At 69.2% G+C, this 22,544-nt stretch carries 19 protein-coding genes; 6 read left to right on the top strand and 13 right to left on the bottom strand.

The window, feature by feature from the left end:
* Positions 1-35: 35 nt before the first annotated feature.
* From ACFWZ3_RS13470 to ACFWZ3_RS13450, 5 genes are all read right to left on the bottom strand, one after another.
* Positions 36-464 carry a phosphate ABC transporter substrate-binding protein gene (locus tag ACFWZ3_RS13470; RefSeq protein ID WP_439708223.1) on the bottom strand — a complete coding sequence of 143 codons (429 nt, stop codon included), beginning with the start codon at positions 462-464 and terminating at the stop codon, positions 36-38.
* An 11-nt stretch (positions 465-475) separates the two neighbouring features.
* Positions 476-1,681: a hypothetical protein gene (locus ACFWZ3_RS13465; RefSeq protein WP_439708222.1), complete on the bottom strand. Its 1,206-nt coding sequence runs from the start codon at positions 1,679-1,681 to the stop codon at positions 476-478.
* Between the two features lie 148 nt (positions 1,682-1,829).
* A complete protein-coding gene (locus ACFWZ3_RS13460; protein WP_439708221.1) occupies positions 1,830-3,146 on the bottom strand; it encodes an APC family permease in 1,317 nt (438 codons plus the stop codon).
* 569 nt (positions 3,147-3,715) lie between these two features.
* Complete coding sequence (locus ACFWZ3_RS13455; RefSeq protein ID WP_439708220.1) at positions 3,716-5,629, bottom strand: S53 family peptidase; 1,914 nt, start codon at positions 5,627-5,629, stop codon at positions 3,716-3,718.
* Between the two features lie 176 nt (positions 5,630-5,805).
* The gene (locus tag ACFWZ3_RS13450) at positions 5,806-6,681 is read right to left on the bottom strand and encodes a PhzF family phenazine biosynthesis protein (RefSeq protein WP_439708235.1); all 876 of its coding nucleotides are present in this window, start codon (positions 6,679-6,681) and stop codon (positions 5,806-5,808) included.
* Between the two features lie 271 nt (positions 6,682-6,952).
* On the opposite strand from ACFWZ3_RS13450, the gene ACFWZ3_RS13445 reads away from it, so the two are divergent.
* From ACFWZ3_RS13445 to murD, 6 genes are all read left to right on the top strand, one after another.
* A complete protein-coding gene (locus ACFWZ3_RS13445) occupies positions 6,953-7,609 on the top strand; it encodes an outer membrane beta-barrel protein (protein WP_439708219.1) in 657 nt (218 codons plus the stop codon).
* 169 nt (positions 7,610-7,778) lie between these two features.
* Positions 7,779-9,293, top strand: a complete 1,515-nt coding sequence (locus tag ACFWZ3_RS13440; protein ID WP_439708218.1) for a fumarate hydratase — start codon at positions 7,779-7,781, stop codon at positions 9,291-9,293.
* Between the two features lie 470 nt (positions 9,294-9,763).
* On the top strand, positions 9,764-12,337 hold the full coding sequence (locus tag ACFWZ3_RS13435; protein WP_439708234.1) for a bifunctional aspartate kinase/diaminopimelate decarboxylase: 2,574 nt from the start codon (positions 9,764-9,766) through the stop codon (positions 12,335-12,337).
* A gap of 337 nt (positions 12,338-12,674) precedes the next feature.
* Positions 12,675-13,064, top strand: a complete 390-nt coding sequence (locus tag ACFWZ3_RS13430; protein WP_439708217.1) for an endonuclease domain-containing protein — start codon at positions 12,675-12,677, stop codon at positions 13,062-13,064.
* 3 nt (positions 13,065-13,067) lie between these two features.
* Positions 13,068-14,429 carry a UDP-N-acetyl-alpha-D-muramoyl-L-alanyl-L-glutamate epimerase gene (murL, locus tag ACFWZ3_RS13425; RefSeq protein WP_439708216.1) on the top strand — a complete coding sequence of 454 codons (1,362 nt, stop codon included), beginning with the start codon at positions 13,068-13,070 and terminating at the stop codon, positions 14,427-14,429.
* Positions 14,429-15,787 carry a UDP-N-acetylmuramoyl-L-alanine--D-glutamate ligase gene (gene murD, locus ACFWZ3_RS13420; RefSeq protein WP_439708215.1) on the top strand — a complete coding sequence of 453 codons (1,359 nt, stop codon included), beginning with the start codon at positions 14,429-14,431 and terminating at the stop codon, positions 15,785-15,787. The genes murL and murD overlap by 1 nt, the downstream gene beginning before the upstream one ends.
* Before the next feature lie 509 nt (positions 15,788-16,296).
* On the opposite strand, the gene ACFWZ3_RS13415 is transcribed toward murD, so the two are convergent.
* The 8 genes from ACFWZ3_RS13415 to ACFWZ3_RS13380 form a co-directional block, all read right to left on the bottom strand.
* Positions 16,297-16,584: a KGG domain-containing protein gene (locus tag ACFWZ3_RS13415; protein ID WP_209616755.1), complete on the bottom strand. Its 288-nt coding sequence runs from the start codon at positions 16,582-16,584 to the stop codon at positions 16,297-16,299.
* 48 nt (positions 16,585-16,632) lie between these two features.
* A complete protein-coding gene (locus ACFWZ3_RS13410; protein ID WP_439708214.1) occupies positions 16,633-16,812 on the bottom strand; it encodes a hypothetical protein in 180 nt (59 codons plus the stop codon).
* A 22-nt stretch (positions 16,813-16,834) separates the two neighbouring features.
* Positions 16,835-17,041, bottom strand: a complete 207-nt coding sequence (locus ACFWZ3_RS13405; protein WP_301143854.1) for a DUF2795 domain-containing protein — start codon at positions 17,039-17,041, stop codon at positions 16,835-16,837.
* Between the two features lie 15 nt (positions 17,042-17,056).
* The gene (locus ACFWZ3_RS13400; RefSeq protein WP_439708213.1) at positions 17,057-17,380 is read right to left on the bottom strand and encodes a hypothetical protein; all 324 of its coding nucleotides are present in this window, start codon (positions 17,378-17,380) and stop codon (positions 17,057-17,059) included.
* A gap of 192 nt (positions 17,381-17,572) precedes the next feature.
* Complete coding sequence (locus ACFWZ3_RS13395) at positions 17,573-17,806, bottom strand: KGG domain-containing protein (protein ID WP_245187929.1); 234 nt, start codon at positions 17,804-17,806, stop codon at positions 17,573-17,575.
* A gap of 55 nt (positions 17,807-17,861) precedes the next feature.
* The gene (locus ACFWZ3_RS13390; RefSeq protein ID WP_439700048.1) at positions 17,862-18,044 is read right to left on the bottom strand and encodes a hypothetical protein; all 183 of its coding nucleotides are present in this window, start codon (positions 18,042-18,044) and stop codon (positions 17,862-17,864) included.
* A 42-nt stretch (positions 18,045-18,086) separates the two neighbouring features.
* Complete coding sequence (locus tag ACFWZ3_RS13385; protein WP_439708212.1) at positions 18,087-18,266, bottom strand: hypothetical protein; 180 nt, start codon at positions 18,264-18,266, stop codon at positions 18,087-18,089.
* Between the two features lie 363 nt (positions 18,267-18,629).
* Positions 18,630-22,376, bottom strand: a complete 3,747-nt coding sequence (locus ACFWZ3_RS13380) for a translocation/assembly module TamB domain-containing protein (protein WP_439708211.1) — start codon at positions 22,374-22,376, stop codon at positions 18,630-18,632.
* Positions 22,377-22,544: the final 168 nt, after the last annotated feature.

The following is a 22,544-nucleotide window of genomic DNA, read 5'->3' as shown; positions in this document are numbered from 1 at the left end:
CGCGCCCCCGGCCCTCCCTGGCCGGTTTGCGCGGCTTACGGCAGCTTGACGACGGCCTTGACCGAGCCGTCGAGCGCGCTGTCGTCGACGTAGCCAACAGCGGCCGGGTCGGCGGCCACCGCCTTGACCACGGCAGCATCATTGGCCAGCTCACGCGGCGGCAGCGCGCGGCCGCTGAACACCAGGCGCGACCACACGGCCTTGACCTGGCTGGCCGACTTGCCGGCCACCGCCTGGTAGAACCGCTCGCGCGCGGGGTTGCTGTCGGGCAGGTCGTACAGCTTGGCGCTGCCGCCGCCGGGCAGGGCGGTGGTCTTGCCCAGATAGAGCGAGGCGGCAGCGGCCTTGTCCAGCGCGGCGGCCGGGCTCTTGGCGCTGACGATCACGGCAAGGCCGGCGAAGGCGGGCGTGGTCGCGAGCGCGAGGGTGGCCGCAAGCAGGGTGGTTTGGATCTTCGATCGCATGGCGGGGCTCCTTAGAACACGAAGTCGGCAGCGACCGACACCACATTCACCGGGTGACCGTTGTAGCCGGGCTGGATGTGGCTGAAGGTGCCGCCCGCGGCGGACGGACGCACGTGGTCAAACTGCGCCTTGATCGCCAGCTTGCTGGCCGCTTCCCAGCGCACGCCGAGCGAGGCGGCGTGCTGGTTGTTGCCGGCGGCGAGCTGCGAGACGCCCATCGAGAGCGGCAGCAGCGGGCCGACCGGCGGCACGGCATAGCGGTCGCTGTCGTCCTGCTTGGAATAGCCGGCCCAGGTCACGTAGGGCATCCAGTCGCCGTGGCGCCAGCCGAGCGTGCCGTACCAGCCCTGTGCGACGCCGAGCAGGCCGCTGGAGCGCAGCTTGCCGTACTCGCCGGTGGCCATGATGTTGTGCGCGTCGTAGGTGCCGCCCAGGCTCAGGAAGGTGGCACGGTTGTTCTGCGGCACCAGCTGTGCGGCCAGTTCGCCGTAGCCGGCCATGTTGAGGCCCGCGGCCAGCATGTCGGTGTTCTGCGAGACGTAAGTAGCCTTGCCGGTACTCAGGCCGCCGCGCACGCGCAGGTTGCCGATCTCGTAGGTGGCATAGGCGCCGCTGAGCTGGTTGACCTTGATGCGCGCGTTGCGCTCGGTGCTCTCCGGCAGCGGGCTGGACGCGTGGCCTTCGAGCACCTGCAGGGTGAACACGCCGCCGGCCAGGTCATGCGACCAGCGCAGGTCGGCGCCTTCGTAACGGTCGAGCGCGGCCAGGTTGTAGACCTCCAGCGGCGCGCGCAGCCAGGGGTTGGCGTAGCCGACGTAGCGGTAGTCGGACACCAGGTACGCCGGCCAGCCGAGGCGGCCCAGGCGCACGGTCACGTTGTCGCTGGCCTTGTAGCTGACGAAACCCCACTCCAGCTGCGGGCGGAAGCGGCCGCGGGCGTCCTGCATGGCGATCGCCTGCACGGTGGCGCCGAGCTTGGGCGTGAAGGTGAAATCGAGCTGGCCGCCCAGGCGCGAATCGACCAGCGCCGAGCCGCCCTTCCGAGCGCCCTTGAGCTGGCCGGGGTTGGTGAACAGCACATCGTTGCTGTTGGTCACGGCATAGCCGGCGGTGCCGAAACCGGAGAAGCGCCAGGAGAAATCATCGCTGGCGTGCGCCGCGCAGGCGGCCGAAAGCGCCGTGGCGAGGGCCGCGGTGCGCAGGAAATTACGGGACATGGGGACTACCTCGGCGGGGAACTACTTGTTGTGACCCGGTTATCGGCGACCCCACGTCGCACTTGAATGCATGCGCGAAAACCGTTCAGCCAAGCGCAGTCACCTGAGCGGCCGTAGGGTGGGCCTCCAGCCCGCCAGGCGTGGCCGGCTAACGCGATCGCAGCGTCATCCGGCGCCAGAGGAAAAACACCGGTACCCCCGCCAGCATGATCAGCACGCCGATGCCGGCGTTTCGCGGGTTGTCGCGCATGGTCGCGACCACCACCGCGCCGATTGCGCCGACGAACAGCAGCGGCAGCAGCGGATACCCGGGTACGCGAAAGCGCACCTCGCCGCGGTCATGGCGCCGATACCAGAACAGCGTCGCCACGCCGACCGCGCAGGCCAGCCAGTCGCCGAAGGTGGCGTAATCGAGCAGGGCGCCGTAGCTGCCCGAGAGCGCCAGCACGATCGCCCAGCCCGAAAGCGCGGCCAGCGCGACGTTCGGCGTGTGGTGGCGTGGATGCAGGCGCGCCACGGCGCCGAAAAACAGCCCGTCGGCGCCCATCACCTGCAGCACGCGCGCACCGGCGACCAGCGTGATGTTGCAGAAGCCCAGTGTGGAGATGGCGATGCCCACGGCCATCAGCCGCGCGCCGACCGGACCGAACATGCGGTCCATCACCTGTGCGGCCGGCGCGGTGCTGGCCGCCAGCCCGTCATGGCCGAGCACGGCCAGGTAGGCGAGGTTGACCAGCGCGTAGGCCGCGATCACCACCAGCATGCCGATCAGCAGCGCGCGTGGCAGGTTGCGTTGGGGCGCATCGATCTCGCCGGCCAGGTTGTTGAGGTAGGTGAAGCCCGAATAGGCGAACAGCACCGGCAATGCCGCGCCCATGAAGCCGACGCCGGTGCGCGCCGGATCGACGGCCAGCGCCGCCGGCGCGTGCGCGCCCGCCAGGTACAACCCACATGCCACCAGCGCCGCGACCGCCAGCAGCTTGAGCAACGCGAACAGATTCTGCACCTGCGCGCCGAGCTTCAGTCCGAACAGATTGACCAGCGCCACGAACACCAGCGCGCCGACGGTCAGCGGCAACGCGGCGGTCGGCGGCAGCGCGAAAGCAGCGACCGTATAGCTGGCGAAGATGGTGGCGACCGCCGCGGTCGAGCCGGAGTAGATCACCAGCAGCATGGTCCAGCCGAACAGGAAGCCGGCCAGCGGGCCGAAGGCCTCGCGCAGGTAGACGTAGGTACCGCCCGCCTGCGGCCGGCGTGCGCCGAGTTCGGCGTAGCAGAGCGCGCCGATCAGCGTGAGCAGGCCGGCGCCGATCCAGGCCAGCAGCAGCGCGAGACCCGATTCGGTCCGCTGCGCGGCAATGCCCGGGTTGAGAAATATGCCGCCGCCGATGATGCCGCCGACAACGATCAATGCCGCGTCCCAGGGGCCGAGGCTGCGCCGGTAGTCGTTCGTCGGGTTGCTCACGTCGATGCCGTTGCGTAGACAAAGCGCGGAGCATCGCTGGTGAGCGCGGGGTGGGCAAGGGTGGGCCGAGGCGGATTGCCCCCATCCGCCCTGCGGGCACCTTCCCCCGCACGCGGGGGAAGGATCGAGTTGTCGCACGATGCCACCCACCGAGCCCTTCCCGTTCGGGAAGTCTCGAACGTCTCGCCGGATGCCACCCACCGAGCCTTCCCCCGTTCCACGGGGGAAGGTGCCGAAGGCGGATGGGGGCGCCCGAAGCGGGACCCGCGCCGCGCCTGGAACAAATGCCGCCCCTGGACACGTCCCCCGGCAAAGCAGGGGAAGGATGCTTCAAGCAATGCCACCTACCGAGCCTTCCCCCGTTCCACGGGGGAAGGTGCCGAAGGCGGATGGGGGCGCCCGGAGCGGGAGCCGCGCCGCGCTTGGAACAAATGCCGCCCCTGGACACATCCCTCCGGCAAAGCAGGCGAAGGATGCTTCAAGCAATGCCACCTACCGAGCCTTCCCCCGGTTCCACGGGGGAAGGTGCCGAAGGCGGATGGGGCGCCCGAAGCGGGAGCCCCCGCTGCTCAGAACAGCCGCAGGAACGCGTCCAGGTTCGCCACGTCCAGCGTGCCGATGCCCGCGCCCGGCGTGTAGTGCGGCTTGCCCTGGTAGAACCAGTTGTCGCCGTCACGCACGCTCTTGAAGGCCGAGTAGCGGCCATAGCCGAACACGTTCTGCAGGAAGTACACCTGCGGATTCCAGAAACCCACGCGATGACCCAGGCTCTGCGTCAGCAACGCACTGACGCCGTTGAGCTGCGGCGCCACGAAACTGGTGCCGCCGCTGGAGATCACGCCGCCGTCGGTGCTGGAAACCACGAGGTAGCCGGTCTCCGGATCGGCGTTGAGCGAGATATCCGGCACGTTGCGGCCGTGGAAGTGGCCGGGCAGCTTGGCCAGCGTGGTCGGGCCGGCCTCGGGGTCGTTGTAGACCAGCGCCTGGTGCTTCTCGCTGTGGCGGATGCCATGGGTGAAGCGCTGGTAGAACGGCGTCTCCCAGTACACGCTCACGCCACCACCGCCGCCGACCGAGAACAGGTCGATCAGGCCGGGACCGAAGTTCGTGTCGAAGTAGTTCTGCAGGTAATCCCAGCCCCACACGCTCTCGCGCTTGATCGATTCCACCGGGCCGCCGCTGAAGGAATAGCTGAAGGGCACGGTGGTGCCGCCGGCGGCGGTGATGTACGGATCGGAGGCGGGCGAGTCGACCGTCAGCGGCGCACTGAACTGGCCAGGGCCGTCGCCGTGGCCCAGGCCGCGCACGGTGTCGTAGGCGCCCGAATCGCCGGAGGCGGCGAACACGGACTGCCCCTGCACCGCGGCCTCCAGGAAGATCTGATGGAACGCGCGCAGGTCGCCCACGTCCGTGGTGTCGGTCACGTCGGCGCCGGCCACATTGAGCGCGGCGAAGTTGTAGATCTCCGGCAGGCCCCAGCTGGTGGAGATGCTGTCGGCAAGGTTGTCCGACACCGCCTGGGCGAACGCCGCCACGAAGTCGCCGCTGGTGTTGGGCGCGTCGTAGACCAGGATGTCCGCCTTCGGCGCCAGGCCGCCGGACTGCTCCACGTCCAGCGCCGTCTCGCCGCTGCCGCCGTTGATCGCTCCGCCGCCGTTGACGTGCACCTGGGTGATGCGGTGCGGCTTGGTGACCAGGCCGATGCCGTCCCAGTAGGCCTGCGCGTCGGCGGGGTCGAAGTTCGACAGCGTGACGATGCCGATGGTCGAGCCCTTGCCGGTGATGCCGCGGTCATACAACGGGTTGATGTTGTAGAAGTTGGCCGCATCGCCCACGGTGTAACTGCCCGGGATGCCGGTCGCGGTCGGATTGCCGCCGGCGCCGGCTTTCAGGTTCGGGTGCAGCGATTGCGGCGCGAAGGACGTGGCTGGCATCAGGGCCTTCGGCGCCTCGATGCGATGGGAGATGAACTGGCGCTCGTTGCTCAGGCCGCTCACCACGGTCACCGTGCCGGCCAGCGCTGCCGGCAGGGTCGGGCGGGTGGCCGGACGATGGAACATGCGGCCGTCGTCGGCCTTGTAGGCATGAATGGTGGTGCCGAACGCCTGGCCCAATTGGGCCAGCGAGCCCTGCACGCGGATCGCCATCCGGTTGTCCATCACCTCGCCACGCAGCCCCTGGTGTTTCAGGTAGGCCTGCACGGCGGCGATCTGCACGTCGGTGGCGCCAAAGCGCTCGGCGAATTCGCGCGTGGTGAGAAAGCGGTGGTAGTGAGGACTGCCGGGCGTGACGGTCTGGCGGATCAGCTGTTCGAGCTGGTCTTCATGGCGCAGCTTGAGCATCAGCGTGACGTTCGCCGGCTGGCTGGCGGCGGCCAGGCCCATGTCGGTGGCAGGTTCCGTCGTCTGCGCGGCGGAGGCCGCACCGGCGATGAGCAGTGCGCAGGAGACGGCAAGGGCTTTCTGGTGCAACTTCGCGAGCATGGGGTTCTCCCTGAGATGCACGCGACGGAAGGACACAGGGGTGAAGCACTGCGCCGACAGCCGCGGGCGTGCGATGGTGGCTAAAGGTTCCTTGTCGGCGCCGCACCCCCTGAGGACGACGCCACCGCCGAGCTTGCACCCTGGCGCCTGGCAAGGGAAGGGCCGCGTGCCAGCGGCTAGTCGAGCGCGAACGTTCCCCGCACGCCGACCACGCACTGGCCGCCGATGGTCACCGTGCCGGACGCCTCGTCGATGCCCACCGCCACGCGCCCGTCGCGGCCCACTTCGCGCCCCTGGCTGGCGACATAGCGATGGCCGTAGCGCGCCAGATCGCCGGTGTGGTGCAGCAGCGCGCCGATCGCTGCGTTGGCGCTGCCGGTGACCGGGTCTTCCGGAATACCGTCCGCCGGGCAGAAGGCACGCACCGCCATGGCCGCATCGCCGCCCGCTTCGGCGCCGAACACGCTCACCCCGATGGCGCCGCGGGCCAGGCATAGCGCGGCGATCGCCGAAAGGTCGGGTGCCAGCGCGCGGACGGTGCGCGCCTGGCCCAGATCGCAGACCAGCCACAGCGGACCGTTGTCGATGGAATGCACGGATGTGGCAGAAAGCCCGATGCCCAGGGCATCGGCAAGCGAGGCGGCAAGCGATGCATCGGCGCGGTCGATGCGCGCCGGCGGCGCCTGCACGTGGATCGTGCGCATGGCGCCGCTGCCCTGCACGGCCACCGGCAGCAGCCCGGCGGCGCATTCCTGCACCAGTGTCGATTGCACCGGCACGCAACCGGTCTCGATCGCGGCGTAGGCGCTGCCCACGCTGGGATGGCCGGCGAAGGGCAGTTCCTGGCGTGGCGTGAAGATGCGCACGCGATAGTCCGCGTCCGGCGTCGAGGGACGCAGCAGGAAGGTGGTTTCCGAGAGATTGGTCCAGCGCGCGATGCGCTGCATCGTCGGCCCGTCGAGTGCATCCGCGCCGACCACCACCGCCAGCGGATTTCCCTCGAGCAGGCGCGAGGCGAACACGTCCAGTTGCAGGAAGTCGAAGGTGGGCACGGGCATCAGCTCTGCATCGGCGAGGAAGGGTGAGTGTAGGCGATGCCTTACAGCTGGAAACCGCGCGCATTGCCGGGATGCAGGCGTGCCTCCGGCCCCTTTCGGCCGCCTATCTTTCGGTCCTGCGTCGCGGCGCACACGCCTTCTGCCCGGCCCGGGCACGTCATGTAGGCAATCGCCTACAGCGCAAATTCTTGCGCAGCCCTAAAATGCGCCGCCCGGCATGCCCCGCCGGGCGTTCCGAGACAAGACAAAAACAGGGATTCCAAGCATGAAAAAGATTCTGACCGTCGCCCTCGGCGCGGCGCTCCTGGCCGCCTCTGCCTCGGCTAGCGCCGCCGACGCCAACGGCTCGTTCTTCATCAACGCCGGCGTGGGCCAGGCGCAGTACCACGTCGGCCACACCGACGACCTGGGCTACAAGCTCGACGACAAGGACACCGCCGGCGCGCTGCGCTTCGGCTACGCGTGGAAGGTCGGCAACGGCTTCGACCTGGGTGTCGAGGGTGGCTACGTCAACCTGGGCAAGCTGGTGGCGAAGTACCAGGCCCAGAACGAAGACGCTTCCATCATCGAAATCGAGAAGGCCGACGTCGAGGCCAGCGGCTGGGTGCTCGGCGGCAACGGCAAGTACACCTTCAGCAACAAGTGGTTCGTGTCGGCGCGCGCCGGCTGGTTCCACTCCACCGCTGACGCCAGCTACCGCTACGAGGTGATCTACGCCGACGGCCCGGACTACGTCGATTACGCCAGCGGCGATGCCGACGGCAACGGCTGGTACGGCGGCGTGGGCGTGGGTTACAACTTCTCGCCGAACGTCAGCCTCGGCCTGAACTACGACAACTACCACGGCAAGGGCGAGACCGACCTGGGCGACGTCGACGGCAACATCGGTGTGTACACCGTGACCGCCGAGTTCCGCTTCTGATCGACCGGGAGGCTGGGCGTCCGCGGCCAGCCTTCCGACGACCAGCAGGACGGATCGATAACAACGGTCGCCCCCGGGCGGCCGTTGTTTTGTCCGGCCCGGCCGGCTGCGGCACAATAGCCGGCTTGTGCGCCGCACAAAGCGGTGCGTTGAAGCCGAAAAGCCGCCCATGACCACCATCAAGCAAGACGATCTGATCCAGTCCGTCGCCGACGCGCTGCAGTACATCAGCTACTACCATCCGGTCGATTACATCCAGAGCCTCGCCGCCGCCTACGAGCGCGAGGAATCGCCGGCCGCGCGCGACGCGATGGCGCAGATCCTGATCAACTCCCGCATGGCCGCCGAAGGCCACCGGCCGCTGTGCCAGGACACCGGCATCGTCACCGTGTTCCTGAAAGTGGGCATGGACGTGCGCTGGGAGGCGACCATGAGCCTGGAAGACATGGTCAACGAGGGCGTGCGCCGCGCCTACAACCATCCGGACAACAAGCTGCGCGCCAGCGTGCTGGCCGATCCGGCCGGGCGGCGCCTGAACACCCGCGACAACACCCCCGCGGTGATCAACATGTCGATCGTGCCCGGCGACAAGGTCGAGGTGATCGTGGCCGCCAAGGGCGGCGGCTCCGAGGCCAAGAGCAAATTCGTGATGCTCAACCCGTCCGACTCCATCGTCGACTGGGTGCTCAAGACCGTGCCGACCATGGGCGCGGGCTGGTGTCCGCCGGGCATGCTCGGCATCGGCATCGGCGGCACCGCGGAGAAGGCGATGCTGCTGGCGAAGGAATCGCTGATGGAGCACATCGACATCCAGGAGCTGATCGCGCGCGGGCCGTCCAACCGCATCGAAGAGCTGCGCATCGAGCTGTTCGAGAAGGTCAACGCGCTGGGCATCGGCGCGCAGGGCCTGGGCGGCCTGACCACGGTGCTCGACGTCAAGATCAAGGACTACCCGACCCACGCGGCCAACCTGCCGGTGGCGATGATTCCCAACTGCGCGGCGACGCGCCATGCGCACTTCACGCTGGACGGTTCCGGCCCGGTGATGCTCGATCCGCCGTCGCTGGAGCACTGGCCCAGGCTCACCTATGACGCTTCCAAGGGCCGCCGCGTGAACCTGGATGCCGTCACCCGCGAGGAGGTGGCGAACTGGAAGCCGGGCGAAGTGCTGCTGCTCAACGGCAAGCTGCTGACCGGCCGCGACGCGGCCCACAAGCGTATGGTCGAAATGCTGAACAAGGGTGAGCCGCTGCCGGTCGATTTCAACGGCCGTTTCATCTACTACGTCGGCCCGGTCGATCCGGTGCGCGACGAGGTGGTCGGTCCGGCAGGCCCGACCACCGCCACGCGCATGGACAAGTTCACCGAGCAGGTGCTGGCGCAGACCGGTCTGCTGGGCATGGTCGGCAAGGCCGAGCGCGGCCCGGCGGCGATCGAGGCGATCAAGAAGCACCGCTCGGTCTACCTGATGGCCGTCGGCGGCGCGGCCTACCTGGTGTCCAAGGCGATCAAGGCCAGCCGGGTGGTCGGCTTCGCGGACCTGGGCATGGAGGCGATCTACGAGTTCGAGGTCAGGGACATGCCGGTGACCGTGGCGGTGGATTCGTCCGGCAGCTCGGTGCACCAGACCGGCCCGAGGGAATGGCAGGCGCGGATCGGCAAGATTCCCGTCGTTGTCCAATAACGCCGTGCGCACAGCGCACTCCATCGCCTCCTCTCCCCTCCGGGGAGAGGATTGAGGTGAGGGGCCCACGGCTTGCGCGGATCGGCTTTGCCTCCTCTCCCCTCCGGGGAAAGGATGAGGTGAGGGGGCAAGGCTTGCGGGGAGCCAAAGCTGGCCGAGCTTGGTAGTCAGGGGTCGAGGCCAGGTCGACCCCTCACCCCAACCCTCTCCCCGGAGGGGAGAGGGAGCCTTCCGCCGGGCAAGCCCATGCTCTGAGCCGTACTGGCCTGCTGGCCTGAGCCATGCTGTCGAGTTCATGGCAATTGGATGGCTAAACGTCCATATATCGCCCGCAAAAATCCATTGCATTCGCCTTGCGGCAGCGCAACACTGGCGCGATTGCCTTTCGCCACCACTGCAATGGAGCCCTCGTGACCCCGCAAAACCCCGCGCCGCTTCCGGCGGACGCGCCCTCGCCAGGCCAACCCTGGATCGTGATGAAGTTCGGCGGCACGTCCGTCGCGACGCTGCCGCGCTGGCAGAACATCCGTGAGCTGATCGCCAGCCGCCGCGCCGAAGGCGCCCGCGTGCTGGTGGTCGTGTCCGCGCTCACCGGCATCACCGACGCACTGAAACAGCTGTGCGCCGAGGGCAATGGGGACAAACGCCGGGCGGCGGCCGGCGCCATCGCGCAACGCCACCATGAGCTCCTGGGCCACATGCAGCTGCCGTTGCCGGATACGCTCGCCACGCGGCTGGGCGACCTGGCGGCGCTGGCCGCCGATGGCCCGGCGGCGCTGGGCGAACTGGCCTGGGCGGCGCAGGTGCAGGCGCATGGCGAGTTGATGTCCAGCGCGCTGGGCGCGGCCTACCTCACCGCCAGCGGCCTGCCCACGCAATGGGTGGATGCGCGCGAGTGCCTGGCCGCCATCGCGCTGCCCAACCAGAACGAGCGCACGCGGTTGCTGTCGGCCACGGTGGAGGCACATCCCGATCCGGCGTTGGCGGAGCGGCTGGCCGCGCAGGGCGAGGTGTTCATCACCCAGGGCTTCATCGCGCGCGAAGCGCATGGACGCACGGTGCTGCTCGGTCGCGGCGGCTCGGACACCTCTGCTTCGTACTTCGGCGCGTTGCTCAAGGCCTCGCGCGTGGAGATCTGGACCGACGTGGCCGGCATGTTCACCGCCAACCCGCGCCAGGTGCCGGGTGCGCGGCTGCTCCAGCGGCTGGACTACGAAGAAGCCCAGGAAATCGCCACCACCGGCGCCAAGGTGCTCCATCCGCGCTGCCTCTCGCCGTTGCGCGAGCCGCGCGTGCCGCTGCTGATCAAGGACACCAACCGGCCCGAGCTCGAAGGCACGGTGATCGGGCCGGAAGTGCGCGAGCACGCGCCGAGCGTCAAGGCGATCAGCGCACGCAAGGGCCTCACGCTGGTGTCGATGGAATCGGTCGGCATGTGGCAGCAGGTCGGCTTCCTCGCCGACGTGTTCGCGCAGTTCAAGAAGCACGGTCTCTCGGTGGACCTGATTGGTTCGGCCGAAACCAACGTGACCGTGTCGCTGGATCCGACCGAGAACCTGCTCGATTCGGACGCGGTCGCCGCGCTGGCGGCGGATTTGGCCAGGGTGTGCCGGGTCAAGGTGATCGCGCCGTGTGCGGCGATCACGCTGGTCGGCCGCGGCATGCGTTCGATGCTGCACACGCTGTCCAACGTGCTGGCCGAGTTCGGGCAACTGCGCGTGCACCTGATCTCGCAGTCGTCCAACAACTTGAATCTCACCTTCGTGGTGGACGAGACGGTGGTGGACGAGCTGCTGCCGCACCTGCACGAGCTGCTGATCGCCGCCGGCGCGCTGCGCACCGACGACAGCGCGCTGTTCGGGCCGAGCTGGCAGGCGCTGTACGGGAGTGGCGAGGCCGCAATGCAGGCCGCCGCGTGGTGGAGTGCTCCGGCCGAACGCGAGCGTTTGCTGGCACTGGCCGCGGAGGCCACCCCGCGCTACGTCTACCACCTGCCCACGGTGCGCGCGCAGGCGCGGGCGATGAAGTCGCTGGGCGTGGTCGACCGCGTGCACTACGCGGTGAAGGCCAACACCCATCCGGCGATCCTGCGGGCGCTGGCGTCGGAGGGCTTCGCCTTCGAGTGCGTATCCCCGGGGGAACTGAAGGCCGTGCTGGCGACCGTGCCGGACAGCGCGCCGCTGCTGTTCACGCCCAACTTCGCCCGCCGTGCCGACTACGCCGAGGCATTGGCTACGCGCGCCACGATCACGCTTGATGCCCTGCATCCGCTGGAGCACTGGGGCGAGCTGTTCCGCGGTCGCGAGGTCGTGCTCCGCGTGGACCTCGGCCGCGGGCTGGGCCATCACGAGAAGGTGCGCACCGGCGGCAACGGCAGCAAGTTCGGCCTGCCGGTGGAACAACTGGATGCCTTCCTGCGCCTGGCCGATGCCCACCAGGTGAGCGTGCGCGGTTTGCATGCGCACCTGGGCTCGGGCGTGCTCGATCCAAAGCACTGGGGCGAGGTGTATGCGCAACTGGCGAGCCTGGCCGAACGCATCGGCAGCGTGGCCTTCCTCAATATTGGCGGCGGCCTGGGCGTGCCCTCGCACCCGGGCGAGGCGCCGCTGGACATGGTGGCGCTGGACCGCGTGCTGCGCGAGGTCAGGGCGGCCTATCCGCACTACCAGTTGTGGATGGAGCCGGGTCGTTACCTCGTCGCCGATGCCGGCGTGCTGCTGGCGCGCGTCACCCAGACCAAGGGCAAGGGCAGCCTGCGCTACCTGGGCGTGGATACCGGCATGGACAGCCTCATCCGCCCGACCCTGTACGACGCCTGGCACGAGATCGTGAACCTCACGCGGCAGGATGCGCCGGCGGATGCGCTCTACCAGGTGGTCGGGCCGATTTGCGAATCGGGCGACGTGCTGGGTACGGACCGGCGTCTGCCGGAGGCGCAGGAGGGCGATGTGATGCTGATCGCGCAGACGGGCGCGTACGGGAAGGTGATGTCGTCGCGGTACAACCTGCGGGACGAGGCGGACGAGGTGGTGCTGGACGGCTGAGGCGAGCCCCGGCCCCTCACCCCAACCCTCTCCCCGGAGGGGAGAGGGAGCTGGTGGTCCGCGGGATGTACATCGGGCGACGCCCACGCTCTTGCGTCCTCTCCCCTGCGGGGAGAGGGCTGGGATGAGGGGCGCTCTAGCGAAAGACGCACACCGAGCGACACCACTCCTGCTCCCTCTCCCCTCCGGGGAGAGGGTTGGGGTGAGGGGGCGCTCTAGCGTAAGGCGCACATCGAGCGGCACCGCTCCTGCTCCCTCTCCCCTCCGGGGAGAGGGTTGGGGTGAGGGGCCGCTCTAGCGAAAGACCCTCGTGGAGCGAAGTTCAAGGATGAAACGCATGAATGTGGACCGGGCGCGTGGACTGCGCCTTGGCATGACAGACGCCGAACAGGCGATTTGGTATCGCCTGCGGAACCGGCAGCTGGAGGGCTGCAAGTTCCGACGGCAGCATGAGATCGATCGCTATGTGGTCGACTTTGTCTGCAGCGAGCGGATGCTGGTCGTGGAGTTGGACGGCGGCCAGCATCTGGAACAGCAGAATTATGACGATGCCCGCAGCCGCTACCTCCGGACCAAGGGCTACCGCGTACTGCGTTTCTGGAACAATGACGTATTGACGAACATCGAGAGCGTGCTGGAGGCGGTAGTGGAGGCTTTGGCGAGCCCCGGCCCCTCACCCCAACCCTCTCCCCGGAGGGGAGAGGGAGCTCGCACGACGGAGAGCTGACGAATGACGACTATCAACCCCCGACTGACTCACAGCTTCCGCTTCGTGCGCGCCACCTACGCCCACGGCGTCGCCGAACTGGCTTACGCCTTCGACCAGGGCGACGAGATGGTCGAGCGCATCCGCTTCCCGGATGCGCCCGCGTTGCCGGCCGAGCGCCAGCACGCTTTCGACGCCGCGCTGAAGCTGCTGCACCTGGTCGCCGGCGTGAGCTACTACAAGGCCGGCGTGCCGCCGAAGATCGACGTCGAACCGCTGGATGAGGCCACGGCCGATCTGGCCGACGCGCTGTACCTTCACGGTCTGGCCGAGTTCGCCTACCGCAACGGGCTGGATCTGCGCGGGCGCATCGCGTTCCCGCGCGCCAGTGCGCCCTCTCCCGCCCGGGGCGAGGGGCCGCGCTTGCCGGAGGCCCCCGTCCTGGATCTCCCCAGGCGCACCCTGGTCCCCATCGGCGGCGGCAAGGACTCGCTGGTCGCCGTGGAGGCCATCAAGTCGATCGGAGGTGCGGCCACCGCCGTGTGGATCGGCAACTCCCCGCTGATTGCCGCCTGCGCCGAACGCACCGGGTTGCCGACGCTCAACATCCAGCGCGAGCTTTCGCCCGTGCTGTTCGAGCTCAATCGCCTTGGCGCCTGGAACGGCCACATCCCGGTGACCGCGGTGAACTCCGCCATCCTGGCGCTCGCGGCGATCCTCTACGGCTATGACTCGATCGCCTTCGCCAACGAACGGTCCGCCTCGGCCGCCACGCTGGAGTACGAAGGCCAGCAGGTGAACCACCAGTGGAGCAAGGGCTTCGCCTTCGAGGCCATGCTGTCGGACTGGCTGCACACGCACGTCGCCGCCGACCTGGACTACTGCTCGCTGCTGCGCCCGTATTCGGAGCTGGCGATCACCCGCGCCTTCGCGCGCCTCACGCCGTACTTCGACGCGTTCTCCAGTTGCAACCGCAACTTCCGCATCCTCGGCCCCAAGCCGGCCGACCGCTGGTGCGGGCAGTGCCCGAAGTGCCATTTCGTGTTCCTGGCGCTGGCGCCGTTCCTGCCCAAGCCGCGGCTGCTCTCGATTTTCGGGCGCAACCTGCTGGACGACGAGACCCAGGCCGCGGGCTTCGATGCGCTGCTCGAATACCAGGACCACAAACCGTTCGAATGCGTGGGCGAGGGTGCCGAGGCACGCGCCGCGATGTATGCGCTGAGCCAGCGCTCGGAATGGCAGGAGGACGCGCTGGTCGCACGCTTTATCCGCGAGATCCTGCCGCAGCTGGACCGCTCGCAACTGGCCATCGAGCCCTGGTTGCTGCCTTCGGACGAACACCGCGTGCCGGCCCGGCTGCAACCGGCCTTGCAGGCGATCGGCTGATGCGCATCGCCGATCTGGCCGGGCAGCGCGTCGCCATCTGGGGCTTCGGTCGCGAGGGCCGGGCAGCGATCGCGGCCCTGCGTGCGCGCCTGCCACAGTTACGGCTGACGCTGTTCTGCACTGCCGCCGAAGTGGCCGCGGCACATGCGTTCGATCCCGCCCTGCTGGTGCGCGCCGAAGAGCCCGACGCCGTCGCGCTGGGCGGCTTCGACGTGGTGGTGAAGTCGCCGGGCATTTCCGCCTACAAGCCGGCGCTGCTCGGCGCGCAGGCCAGCGGGACGCGTTTCACTTCCGGCACCGCGCTGTGGTTTGCCGAGCAGCCGCAGGCGCCGGTGGTCGCCGTCACCGGCACCAAGGGCAAGAGCACCACCACCGCGCTGATCGCACACCTGGCCCGAAGCCTGGGCGTGCGCACGGCGCTTGCGGGCAACATCGGTCTGCCGCTGCTGGAACTGCTCGATGCGCAGGCGGAACTGTGGGCGGTGGAGCTGTCCAGCTTCCAGACCGGCGAGGCCGGGCCCTTGCCGCTGGGCGTGATCACCAGCCTCTACGAGGAGCACCTGGACTGGCACGGCTCGCGCGAGCGCTACGTCGCCGACAAGCTCAAGCTCGCGCAGGCGGCGCGCACGCTGCTGGTCAGCGGCATGCAGGAGACGCTGCTCGAACGCACGGCGGCGCACCCGCGGCGCGTGCTGTTCGGCTTGGCCGAGGGCTGGCATGTGCGCGACGGCTGGATCCGCCGTGCCGACGAGCGCCTCTTCGCCGCGAGCGGGCTGCCGGTGCCGGGCGAGCACAACGCGCTCAACGCCTGCGCCGCGCTCGCCGCGCTGGAGGCGATGGGCCATGACGCGCGCGCTGCGGTCCCGGCGCTCGCGCACTTCCATGCCTTGCCGCATCGCCTGCAGCCGCTGGGCGAGCGCGCGGGCCTTGCCTGGATCAACGACTCGATCAGCACCACGCCGCAGGCCACGCTGGCGGCGCTGGCGAGCCTGGAAGGCCGGCAGGTCACGGTGATCGTCGGCGGGCACGACCGCGGGCTCGATTGGTCCGCGTTCGTCGAGGCGGTGGGCGACCAGGCCGGGCTGGCGATCGTGGCGCAGGGCGCCAACGGGCCGCGCATTGCGGCGGCGCTGCGGGAGGCGCAGGCGCTGGGCGAGGTCGCGCTTGTGGCGACGCTGGCCGAGGCGGTGGAGAAGGCGAGGGCGCTGACACCCACCGGCGGGGTCGTATTGCTGTCGCCAGGCGCGCCGAGTTTCGACCAGTTCCATGACTACGCCGAGCGGGGTCGGCGTTTTGCCGAGCTGGCCGGGTTCGACGGCGGAGCGATCAGCGGGATCGAGGGCCTCGGGGTCGCCTGAGCGGGTGGGCCCTGCAACTTCGGCCTTCGGCCGTCGGCCGGCGCTCAGGGCGAACGGCCGGGCGGGATTTTTCGATCACGCGCTCTCGCATCCCTGGTTGGGCGGGGCGTGTGCTCTTGGCGCGACTCTAGTGCAGGTTTCCCGCAAGGCTTCCCCCATCCGCCCTTCGGGCACCTTCCCCCGCGCGCGGGGGAAGGACGTGTGGCGAGTCTTGTGCCCTGGTGTGGCAGCGCGCGGGGGACTCCCTGCCGGGCCTTCCCCCGCGAACGCGGGGAAGGTGCCGACAGGCGGATGGGGGCGCTCCTGGCGCGGACCCAGGGGATGTCTCTGAAAGGCAGCAAACCCATGCCTCCCAAACGCATCGTCCGCCAGTGGGTTCCTGTCGGTTCGACCGGAGCCCGCTGGCGGACGATGCGTGGTGGCGGGGCTGGCGGGTGTGCGCACACCCGCCGTATCGCCGCCATGGCGGGCCGGGCGGCGCAAGGCCGCCCGCCGGCCGCGAGGCGTTACTAGCCTTCGGACTCCTTGCCCTTGTTCACCAGGTCGCGCACGCGATGGCCGCCCTTGGTGCCAAGCTCCGAATAGCCTTCGGGGCCCAGTTCTTCCTTGCGTGCTTCGCCGCCCTTCTTGCCGAGCGCCGAATAGCCTTCCGGACCGAGCTGTTCCTTGCGGGTTTCGCCGCCCTTCTTGCCCATCTCCGAGTAGCCCTCGGGGCCGAGCTGTTCCTTGCGGATCTCGCCGCCCTTCTGGCCGGCTTCGCGAACGCTCATGTCACCGGTGTTCTTGTTGCTTGCCATGGTTCGTACCTCTCAGTTGGCAGTGGTAGAAGTGAGCCCCGCTCGGGCTCAGTGGTTCTTGCGCTCGGACTGCTTGCCTTCGTCGACCAGTTCGCTCACGCGCTGGCCGCCTTTCTCGCCGAGTTTCTGGTAACCCTCGTGGCCCAATTCGTCCTTGCGGGCCTCGCCGCCCTTGTGGCCGGCTTCGCGGACGGTCATGTCGCCCTTGTCGTGGGTCTGTTTGCTCATGCTTGTCTCCTCTGCTTCGGGGCTACTCGATCTCGCCGTAGCCCTTCATCACGTCTTGCGGGCCGCCGTAGTGGTCTTCGGGCAGCTTGCGGATGGTCTGCATCACCTCGTCGGGGGCGTCATTGCGGCGCGCGGCTTCGACGAGATCCTGCTTTTCGGCCGGGTAGTTCACGCCGGACAGGTACTTCTGCACGTTGGCCGGCGAGTTGCCTCCTAAACCTCGTGTCATGGTCAACCTCCGCGATTACTCGCCGCCCTCGGACTCTTTGCCCTTGTTGATCAGGTCGCGTACGCGCTCGCCGCCCTTCTGGCCGAGTTCGGAATAGCCTTCCGGACCCAGCTGCTGCTTGCGGGTCTCGCCGCCTTCGCGGCCGATCTCGCTCATCGCGTTCGGGCCACGCTGCTCGCGCAGCGCTTCGACGCCCTGGTGGCCGAGGTCCGAATAGCCCTCGGGGCCCAGCTGCTCCTTGCGGATCTCGCCGCCCTTCTGGCCGGCTTCGCGCACGCTCATGTCGCCGCTGCCACTGGCGTTGGACGGGGTCTGGTTGTTGCGATCGTTGTTTGCCATGGTTGTATCTCCGGGTTATCAGGGGAGCCCGTCAGACGGGCGAGGCATGCGTTGCAACCCGTATGCCAGTGCGCAAGGCGCCGAACCACGCCGGTTGGCGGTCGGGGGGCAGCGGGCAGCGCATGTAATTTGCGCTTGCCGTGGAAAGAACTGCCTGCCTCGCGCGCGTGCGTGGGGCGCCTGCCTGTGTCGTCAGTCCCCCTCGCTCTGCTTGCCCTTGTTGATCAGGTCGCGGACGCGATGGCCGCCCTTGGTGCCGAGCTCCGAGTAGCCCTCGGGTCCCAGCTCTTCCTTGCGCGCTTCGCCACCCTTCTTGCCGATGGCCGAGTAGCCCTCGGGGCCAAGCTGTTCCTTGCGGATCTCGCCGCCCTTCTGGCCGGCTTCGCGGACGGTCATGTCGCCCTTGTCGCTGTGCTGGTTCTTCATGGTTTTGTCTCCGTGGTGGGGAAGGAAAAGTTGCTGCGGTCGCTATGCACGCGGATCAGTGACGGCGGCCGCCACGGTCCTCGGCCTCATGGCCCTTCTCGACCAGCTCGCGTTCGCGCTGGCCGCCCTTGTGGCCACCCATCTGACCGGCCTCGCGGACGGTCATGTCGCCCTTGCCGCTGCCCTGGGCCTGCTTCGAGTGCTGCTGGCCGCGATCGTTTTGCTGTTTCTGGCTCATCTGTTGGCTCCAGTGATGGATCGTGGTGACCGTTACCCGTCCTCAGTGCCGTCCGCGCTGCTCGGCCTGGCGGCCTTCGTTGACCAGTTCGCGCACGCGCTGGCCGCCTTTGTGGCCGGCCTCGCGCACGGTGGCGCTGCCACGACCGCTTGCGCGCGATGCCGAAGCACTGGCGGCTTTCTTGTTGCCCTGGTCATGGGTGGAGGACTGTTGCCGAGTCATGGTCATCTCCGTGGTTGAACACCCGGCCCTAGGTGCCGGGCACCCAAGGGATTGCATCAGCGATGCCAGAAGCTCGATGGCGCAACGCCGCGGATTTCGCTGCTCAGCGCCGAGCGCATGCTGAAAAAAGGCGAGGCTCGGAGAAAGAACTACAGGCGCGGCCAGGCGGGTGGTTGTGCGGTCGGCGGGGTGGCGATTCGCGCGTCATGGCGCGCGCGTCCGCGGCGCTTGGGGCGGGGCGTTTTCGGCGAAGAGGGCGAGGCTGGTGAGCCCGCAAGCTGCGCTGCGTTCCTTAGTAGGAGCGCACCTGTGCGCGACCGCCATGCATCCCGGTCGCGCACAGGTTTGCTCCTGGACCTTGGTTCAGCGCTCCAGCCGGTAGTTCAGGCTGGCCCGACTGAACTCGGTGGCGTTCTGTACTTCGAGGTTCCAGCGCTGGCTGAGCCGGTAGCGCAGGGTGATCACCTGGCCGGGCTCGAAAAGTCCCACGCCGTAGCTCAGGTACAACCGCGGCGAAAGGTATTTGCCGACGGTGAAGGCCGACTCGCCGCCGAGCGCCTCGTTGCTCGATACGCCGATCTCGTCAATGCCCAGCCGGCTGCCGATGCTCTTGGCGAGCAGGTCGCCGGCCGCCGAACCCAGCGCCTGGGCGGCGGCGCCGACCATGTCGCCTTCGCCGCCGCTGACCTGCGACAGCGGCTTGCCGGTGATCAGGTAGGACAGCGCGTCGGACTGCTCCATCGGCGGATTGGAGAACACCGTGAGGATCGGCCGCTGTGCCGTGCCGGTGATCAGCAGGCCCACCTCCTGGCCTTCGTCGATGGTGGCGTTTGGGTTGAGGCTGCGCACCGCGCGCAGGTTCAGGCCGGGGTTGTCGATCGGCGTGCCGGCGAACAGCAGCTTGCCCGACTCGATGTGCAGGTCCTGGCCGTAGGCCTTGTAGGTTCCGCTCACCGCGATCTGGCCCTGGCCGCGGGTGGCGCGGCCGGGCTCCTCGATCACCGTGAGGGTGCCGGTGAGTTTGCCGTCCAGGCCCTTGCCGGTCAGGTGGGTCTTGCGGCCGAGGTCGACTTTCACGCGCGCATAGATGGGCAACCGCGCGGCGGCTTCTTCCTGCGCCTTTTCGTCGACGACCACGACGTCGGGCGAGGCCTTGGTCGCGCCGCCGCCCGGCAGGCGGTTCAGGTTCACATCGGCGCTGTCCAGCGCGACCGCGCCGGTGACGTGTACCCCCTGGACGTCGCGCTGCACGCGCAGGTCGGGGGTAAGCACCACGTGTGCCGCCGGGATGTCGGCCACGGTGACGTCCTGGCCGGTGAGCGTGATCGCGCTGGGCACCTGCGCGGTGAGCCCGTAGCTGCCGCCGATCTCCAGCGTGCCCTTGCCCGAGCGCACGTGGCCGTCCAGCTCCACGTGTTGCGCGTCGGGGGCGCGCAGCACTACCGCGCCGTCGGTGAGCTTGAGGCCCAGCGCGGGCACCTCGGCGGCGAAGCCGTCCACGGAGGCCTGGCCGGTCACTGCCGGTTGCGCCAGCGTGCCGGCAAAGCCGAAGCGGCCGTCGAGGTGGCCCTGCACGTTGGCGACTTCGCTGGTGAGGAGCTCCAGCGGGGCGAGGCTGTCGAGGTTGACGGTGAGCTGGCCGCCGAGCGCCTGCGCGTCGCCATCGATGGTCAGGCGGCCGTCCAGACGGCCATTCGCGTTGAGAGCGGCGTGCGCTTCCAGTTGCTGGTGGCTGGGGCTGAGGTCGGCGTTGACCGTGAGGTCGCGCCACGCCAGCAACGGGCGTTGCGCCTGCTGGGTGTAGGTGACCGAGCCCTGGTCGGAGGCGAGCGTGGCCTTGCCGCTCAGGGCGCCGGTGGCGCTGCGCTTGAGCGTACCTTCGCCATGCAGTTCGCCGTCGGCGCGCATGGGCAGGTCCGCGTAGCCGGCGGCGTTGAGCAGCAGCGCCAGCGGCAGCGCGCGCAGGCGGTAGCTGGCGGCGAGGTTGCCGGCCTTGTCCTGCTTGCCCTGCACGCACAGCAGCGGGTCGCCTGCGGTGAGGCACAGCGGCGAGAGCGCCAGCGCGCCATCGGCGTAATCCAGCGTGGCCGGCTCCTGCAGCCGCCAGTGCGGCAGGCCCTGCGGCTGCAGGTTCAGCGTGTCGAGGGTGCCTTTCCAGTGAAGCTGCTTGAGGCTGCCGTGCAGGGCGAGCCGGGCAGAGAGCTGGCGGCCGTTGGCGTCGAGCGTGAGCTTGTGCGCCGCCTCGGTGCCGTCGGCGTGCAGCGCCAGCGTGTCGAAGGCCAGGCCGCCGAGCCAGGCGTCGCGGGCGTCGAGGTCGATGTTGCCGCTGGGGCTGCTGATGTCCGGCACGTGTGCCTGCACGTCGAGCCGGCCGATCCGCTGGGTGCCGTAGGCGATCGTGCTGCCATGGATTTCGGCGTCGACGCCCAGCGCGGGCGACAGGCCGGTGACGTGCGCGTCCGCTTCGAGCCGGCCGCCGGCATCGCGCAGCCAGTCGGCCAGCGTGGCGATGGTTGCCCGCACCCTCACGTCGTTGCGTGGGCCGGGCTTGCCCTCGACCGACAGCGTGCTGTGGCCGGAGGCGAGCGACAGCGTGCCGTCCACCACTTCGTTGGGCGACAGATGCAACCGGCCCTGGCCGCGCACCGGGCGGCCGCGCAGGCGGCCGTCGAGGCGGGCGAGGTCCAGCGTTGCATCGGGATGGCCCGAGGGCAGGGTGCCGCGGGTCGTCAGTTGCGCGTCCAGCGCGCCGTTCCAGCCGGCGAAGAGCTGGCCTGGATCGAAGTCCTGGGCCTCGGCCACCAGCTCCCAGCCGAACACCGGCTGCAGGGTGAGCGTGCCCTGCGCGTGCAGGTGGCCTTGTGGCTGCCGGACATCCAGCGTGTTCAAGGCCAGTTGCTGCGGCGTGCCGTCGACGTTCACGGCCAACTGCGCGAGCTTGCCGGGCGGGCCGATGGCGATGTCGCCCTGTGCGTGGAACTGCGCCGTACTGCCACGCACATCCAACCGGCCGTGGCTGGCCAGCGGCTGGCCTGCCAGCTCGGCGGGAAGTTCCAGCTCCTGCCAGGAAAGCTGCAGCGTGCCGGCGGGCGGCGCGGCGTCAAGCTGGATCTGTCCGTGCGCCTGCAGTTTTCCCTTGATCTGCGGCGAGGTGAGGGTGAGCGTGTCCAGCGTGAGGCGGTTGAGGTCGTCGCTCAGCCGTGCCTGCAGCGGGGCCAGTTGCAGGCGCCACTGATTGAGGTCGACGGCGCCGGTGAGCGTGCCGCCGCGGCGGTTGCCCTTGCCGGTCAGGTCGAGCGCCAGGCTCTGCAGCGTGCCCTCGCCAAGCAGGGGCGCGGGGTCGAAGCGCGGTGCTTTTAGCGAGGCGGTCCAGGGCCAGGCGCCGCCCTGTTCGAGCTGGACCTGCAGCTGCGCCGCCATCGGCTGGCTGAGCGCCAGTGCGAGTCGCGCGCGGGCGCCGTCGCTTTGCGCCTGCAACTGGCCGGCGTAGGTGGTGTCGCCGACGGTCCAGGCGAAGCTGGCCTGGCCGTGGCCCTGCCAGGTATCGCCGATGGCCAGCGTGCCGTCCACGTCCGCGCGACCCTGCGGCGAGCGCAGGCGCAACGTGCGGATGGCGATGCCTTGCGCGTTCCATTGCCCGGCGAGGTCCAGCGTGTCGGCGGTGAACAGCGGCTGCTTGTTCTGGTGGATCGCCAGGTCGGCCACGTGCGCCTGGTCGATCTGGATCGCCAGCGGCGGACTGAGTGACAGCGGGCCGCTGCCCGGTGCGTCCGGCGTGGGTGGCGGTAGCACGACATCGACACCCTGCACGTCCAGCCTGTCGACGTGCAGTTGCTTGCCGAGCAGCGGCCAGAGGCGCACGTCCAGCCTGGCGCTGGCCACGTGGACGTCCAGGCCCTTGCCGTCGGTGTAGCGCAGGCCCTTGAGCTGCAGCGGACCGGCGAGGGTGCCGCTGGATTGCTGCACGCTGAGTGCGCCGCCGGTGAAGCCGCTGGCGCGCTCGAGCGCGAAGCGCAGGCCGGCGCTGGTGCCGAGCAGCCACCACAGGCCCAGCGCCAGCAGCAGGAGCAGGACCAGCACGGCGATGCCGATGCGCTTGAGCCACTTCATGCGCGCATCCCCCCTTTGCGACAGCCCCACGTGACCGAATCCTTCCCCCGCCTGCGGGGGAAGGTGCCGACAGGCGGAAGGGGGGCTCCGGCGCTACGGAGCAAAAAATCCACTACGCGAGGCGTTCCCGCAGGTTTCCACCACCCGCCCTCCGGGCACCTTCCCCCG

This window comes from Frateuria sp. GZRR35 (assembly GCF_051900415.1).
Lineage (GTDB): Bacteria > Pseudomonadota > Gammaproteobacteria > Xanthomonadales > Rhodanobacteraceae > Frateuria_A.
The sequence above is the reverse complement of the archived record's forward strand: the minus strand, read 5'-3'. Positions and strand labels throughout refer to the sequence as shown.

Excerpts from the sequence above, each read along its gene's own strand:
- ACFWZ3_RS13385 (WP_439708212.1), bottom strand. The coding sequence starts at position 18,266 with ATGACTCGGCAACAGTCCTCCACCCATGACCAGGGCAACAAGAAAGCC.
- ACFWZ3_RS13470 (WP_439708223.1), bottom strand. The coding sequence starts at position 464 with ATGCGATCGAAGATCCAAACCACCCTGCTTGCGGCCACCCTCGCGCTC.
- ACFWZ3_RS13455 (WP_439708220.1), bottom strand. The coding sequence starts at position 5,629 with ATGCTCGCGAAGTTGCACCAGAAAGCCCTTGCCGTCTCCTGCGCACTG.
- murD (WP_439708215.1), top strand. The coding sequence starts at position 14,429 with ATGCGCATCGCCGATCTGGCCGGGCAGCGCGTCGCCATCTGGGGCTTC.
- murL (WP_439708216.1), top strand. The coding sequence starts at position 13,068 with ATGACGACTATCAACCCCCGACTGACTCACAGCTTCCGCTTCGTGCGC.
- ACFWZ3_RS13440 (WP_439708218.1), top strand. The coding sequence starts at position 7,779 with ATGACCACCATCAAGCAAGACGATCTGATCCAGTCCGTCGCCGACGCG.
- ACFWZ3_RS13430 (WP_439708217.1), top strand. The coding sequence starts at position 12,675 with ATGAATGTGGACCGGGCGCGTGGACTGCGCCTTGGCATGACAGACGCC.
- ACFWZ3_RS13410 (WP_439708214.1), bottom strand. The coding sequence starts at position 16,812 with ATGAGCAAACAGACCCACGACAAGGGCGACATGACCGTCCGCGAAGCC.
- ACFWZ3_RS13400 (WP_439708213.1), bottom strand. The coding sequence starts at position 17,380 with ATGGCAAACAACGATCGCAACAACCAGACCCCGTCCAACGCCAGTGGC.
- ACFWZ3_RS13380 (WP_439708211.1), bottom strand. The coding sequence starts at position 22,376 with ATGAAGTGGCTCAAGCGCATCGGCATCGCCGTGCTGGTCCTGCTCCTG.
- ACFWZ3_RS13465 (WP_439708222.1), bottom strand. The coding sequence starts at position 1,681 with ATGTCCCGTAATTTCCTGCGCACCGCGGCCCTCGCCACGGCGCTTTCG.
- ACFWZ3_RS13445 (WP_439708219.1), top strand. The coding sequence starts at position 6,953 with ATGAAAAAGATTCTGACCGTCGCCCTCGGCGCGGCGCTCCTGGCCGCC.
- ACFWZ3_RS13395 (WP_245187929.1), bottom strand. The coding sequence starts at position 17,806 with ATGAAGAACCAGCACAGCGACAAGGGCGACATGACCGTCCGCGAAGCC.
- ACFWZ3_RS13405 (WP_301143854.1), bottom strand. The coding sequence starts at position 17,041 with ATGACACGAGGTTTAGGAGGCAACTCGCCGGCCAACGTGCAGAAGTAC.
- ACFWZ3_RS13390 (WP_439700048.1), bottom strand. The coding sequence starts at position 18,044 with ATGAGCCAGAAACAGCAAAACGATCGCGGCCAGCAGCACTCGAAGCAG.
- ACFWZ3_RS13415 (WP_209616755.1), bottom strand. The coding sequence starts at position 16,584 with ATGGCAAGCAACAAGAACACCGGTGACATGAGCGTTCGCGAAGCCGGC.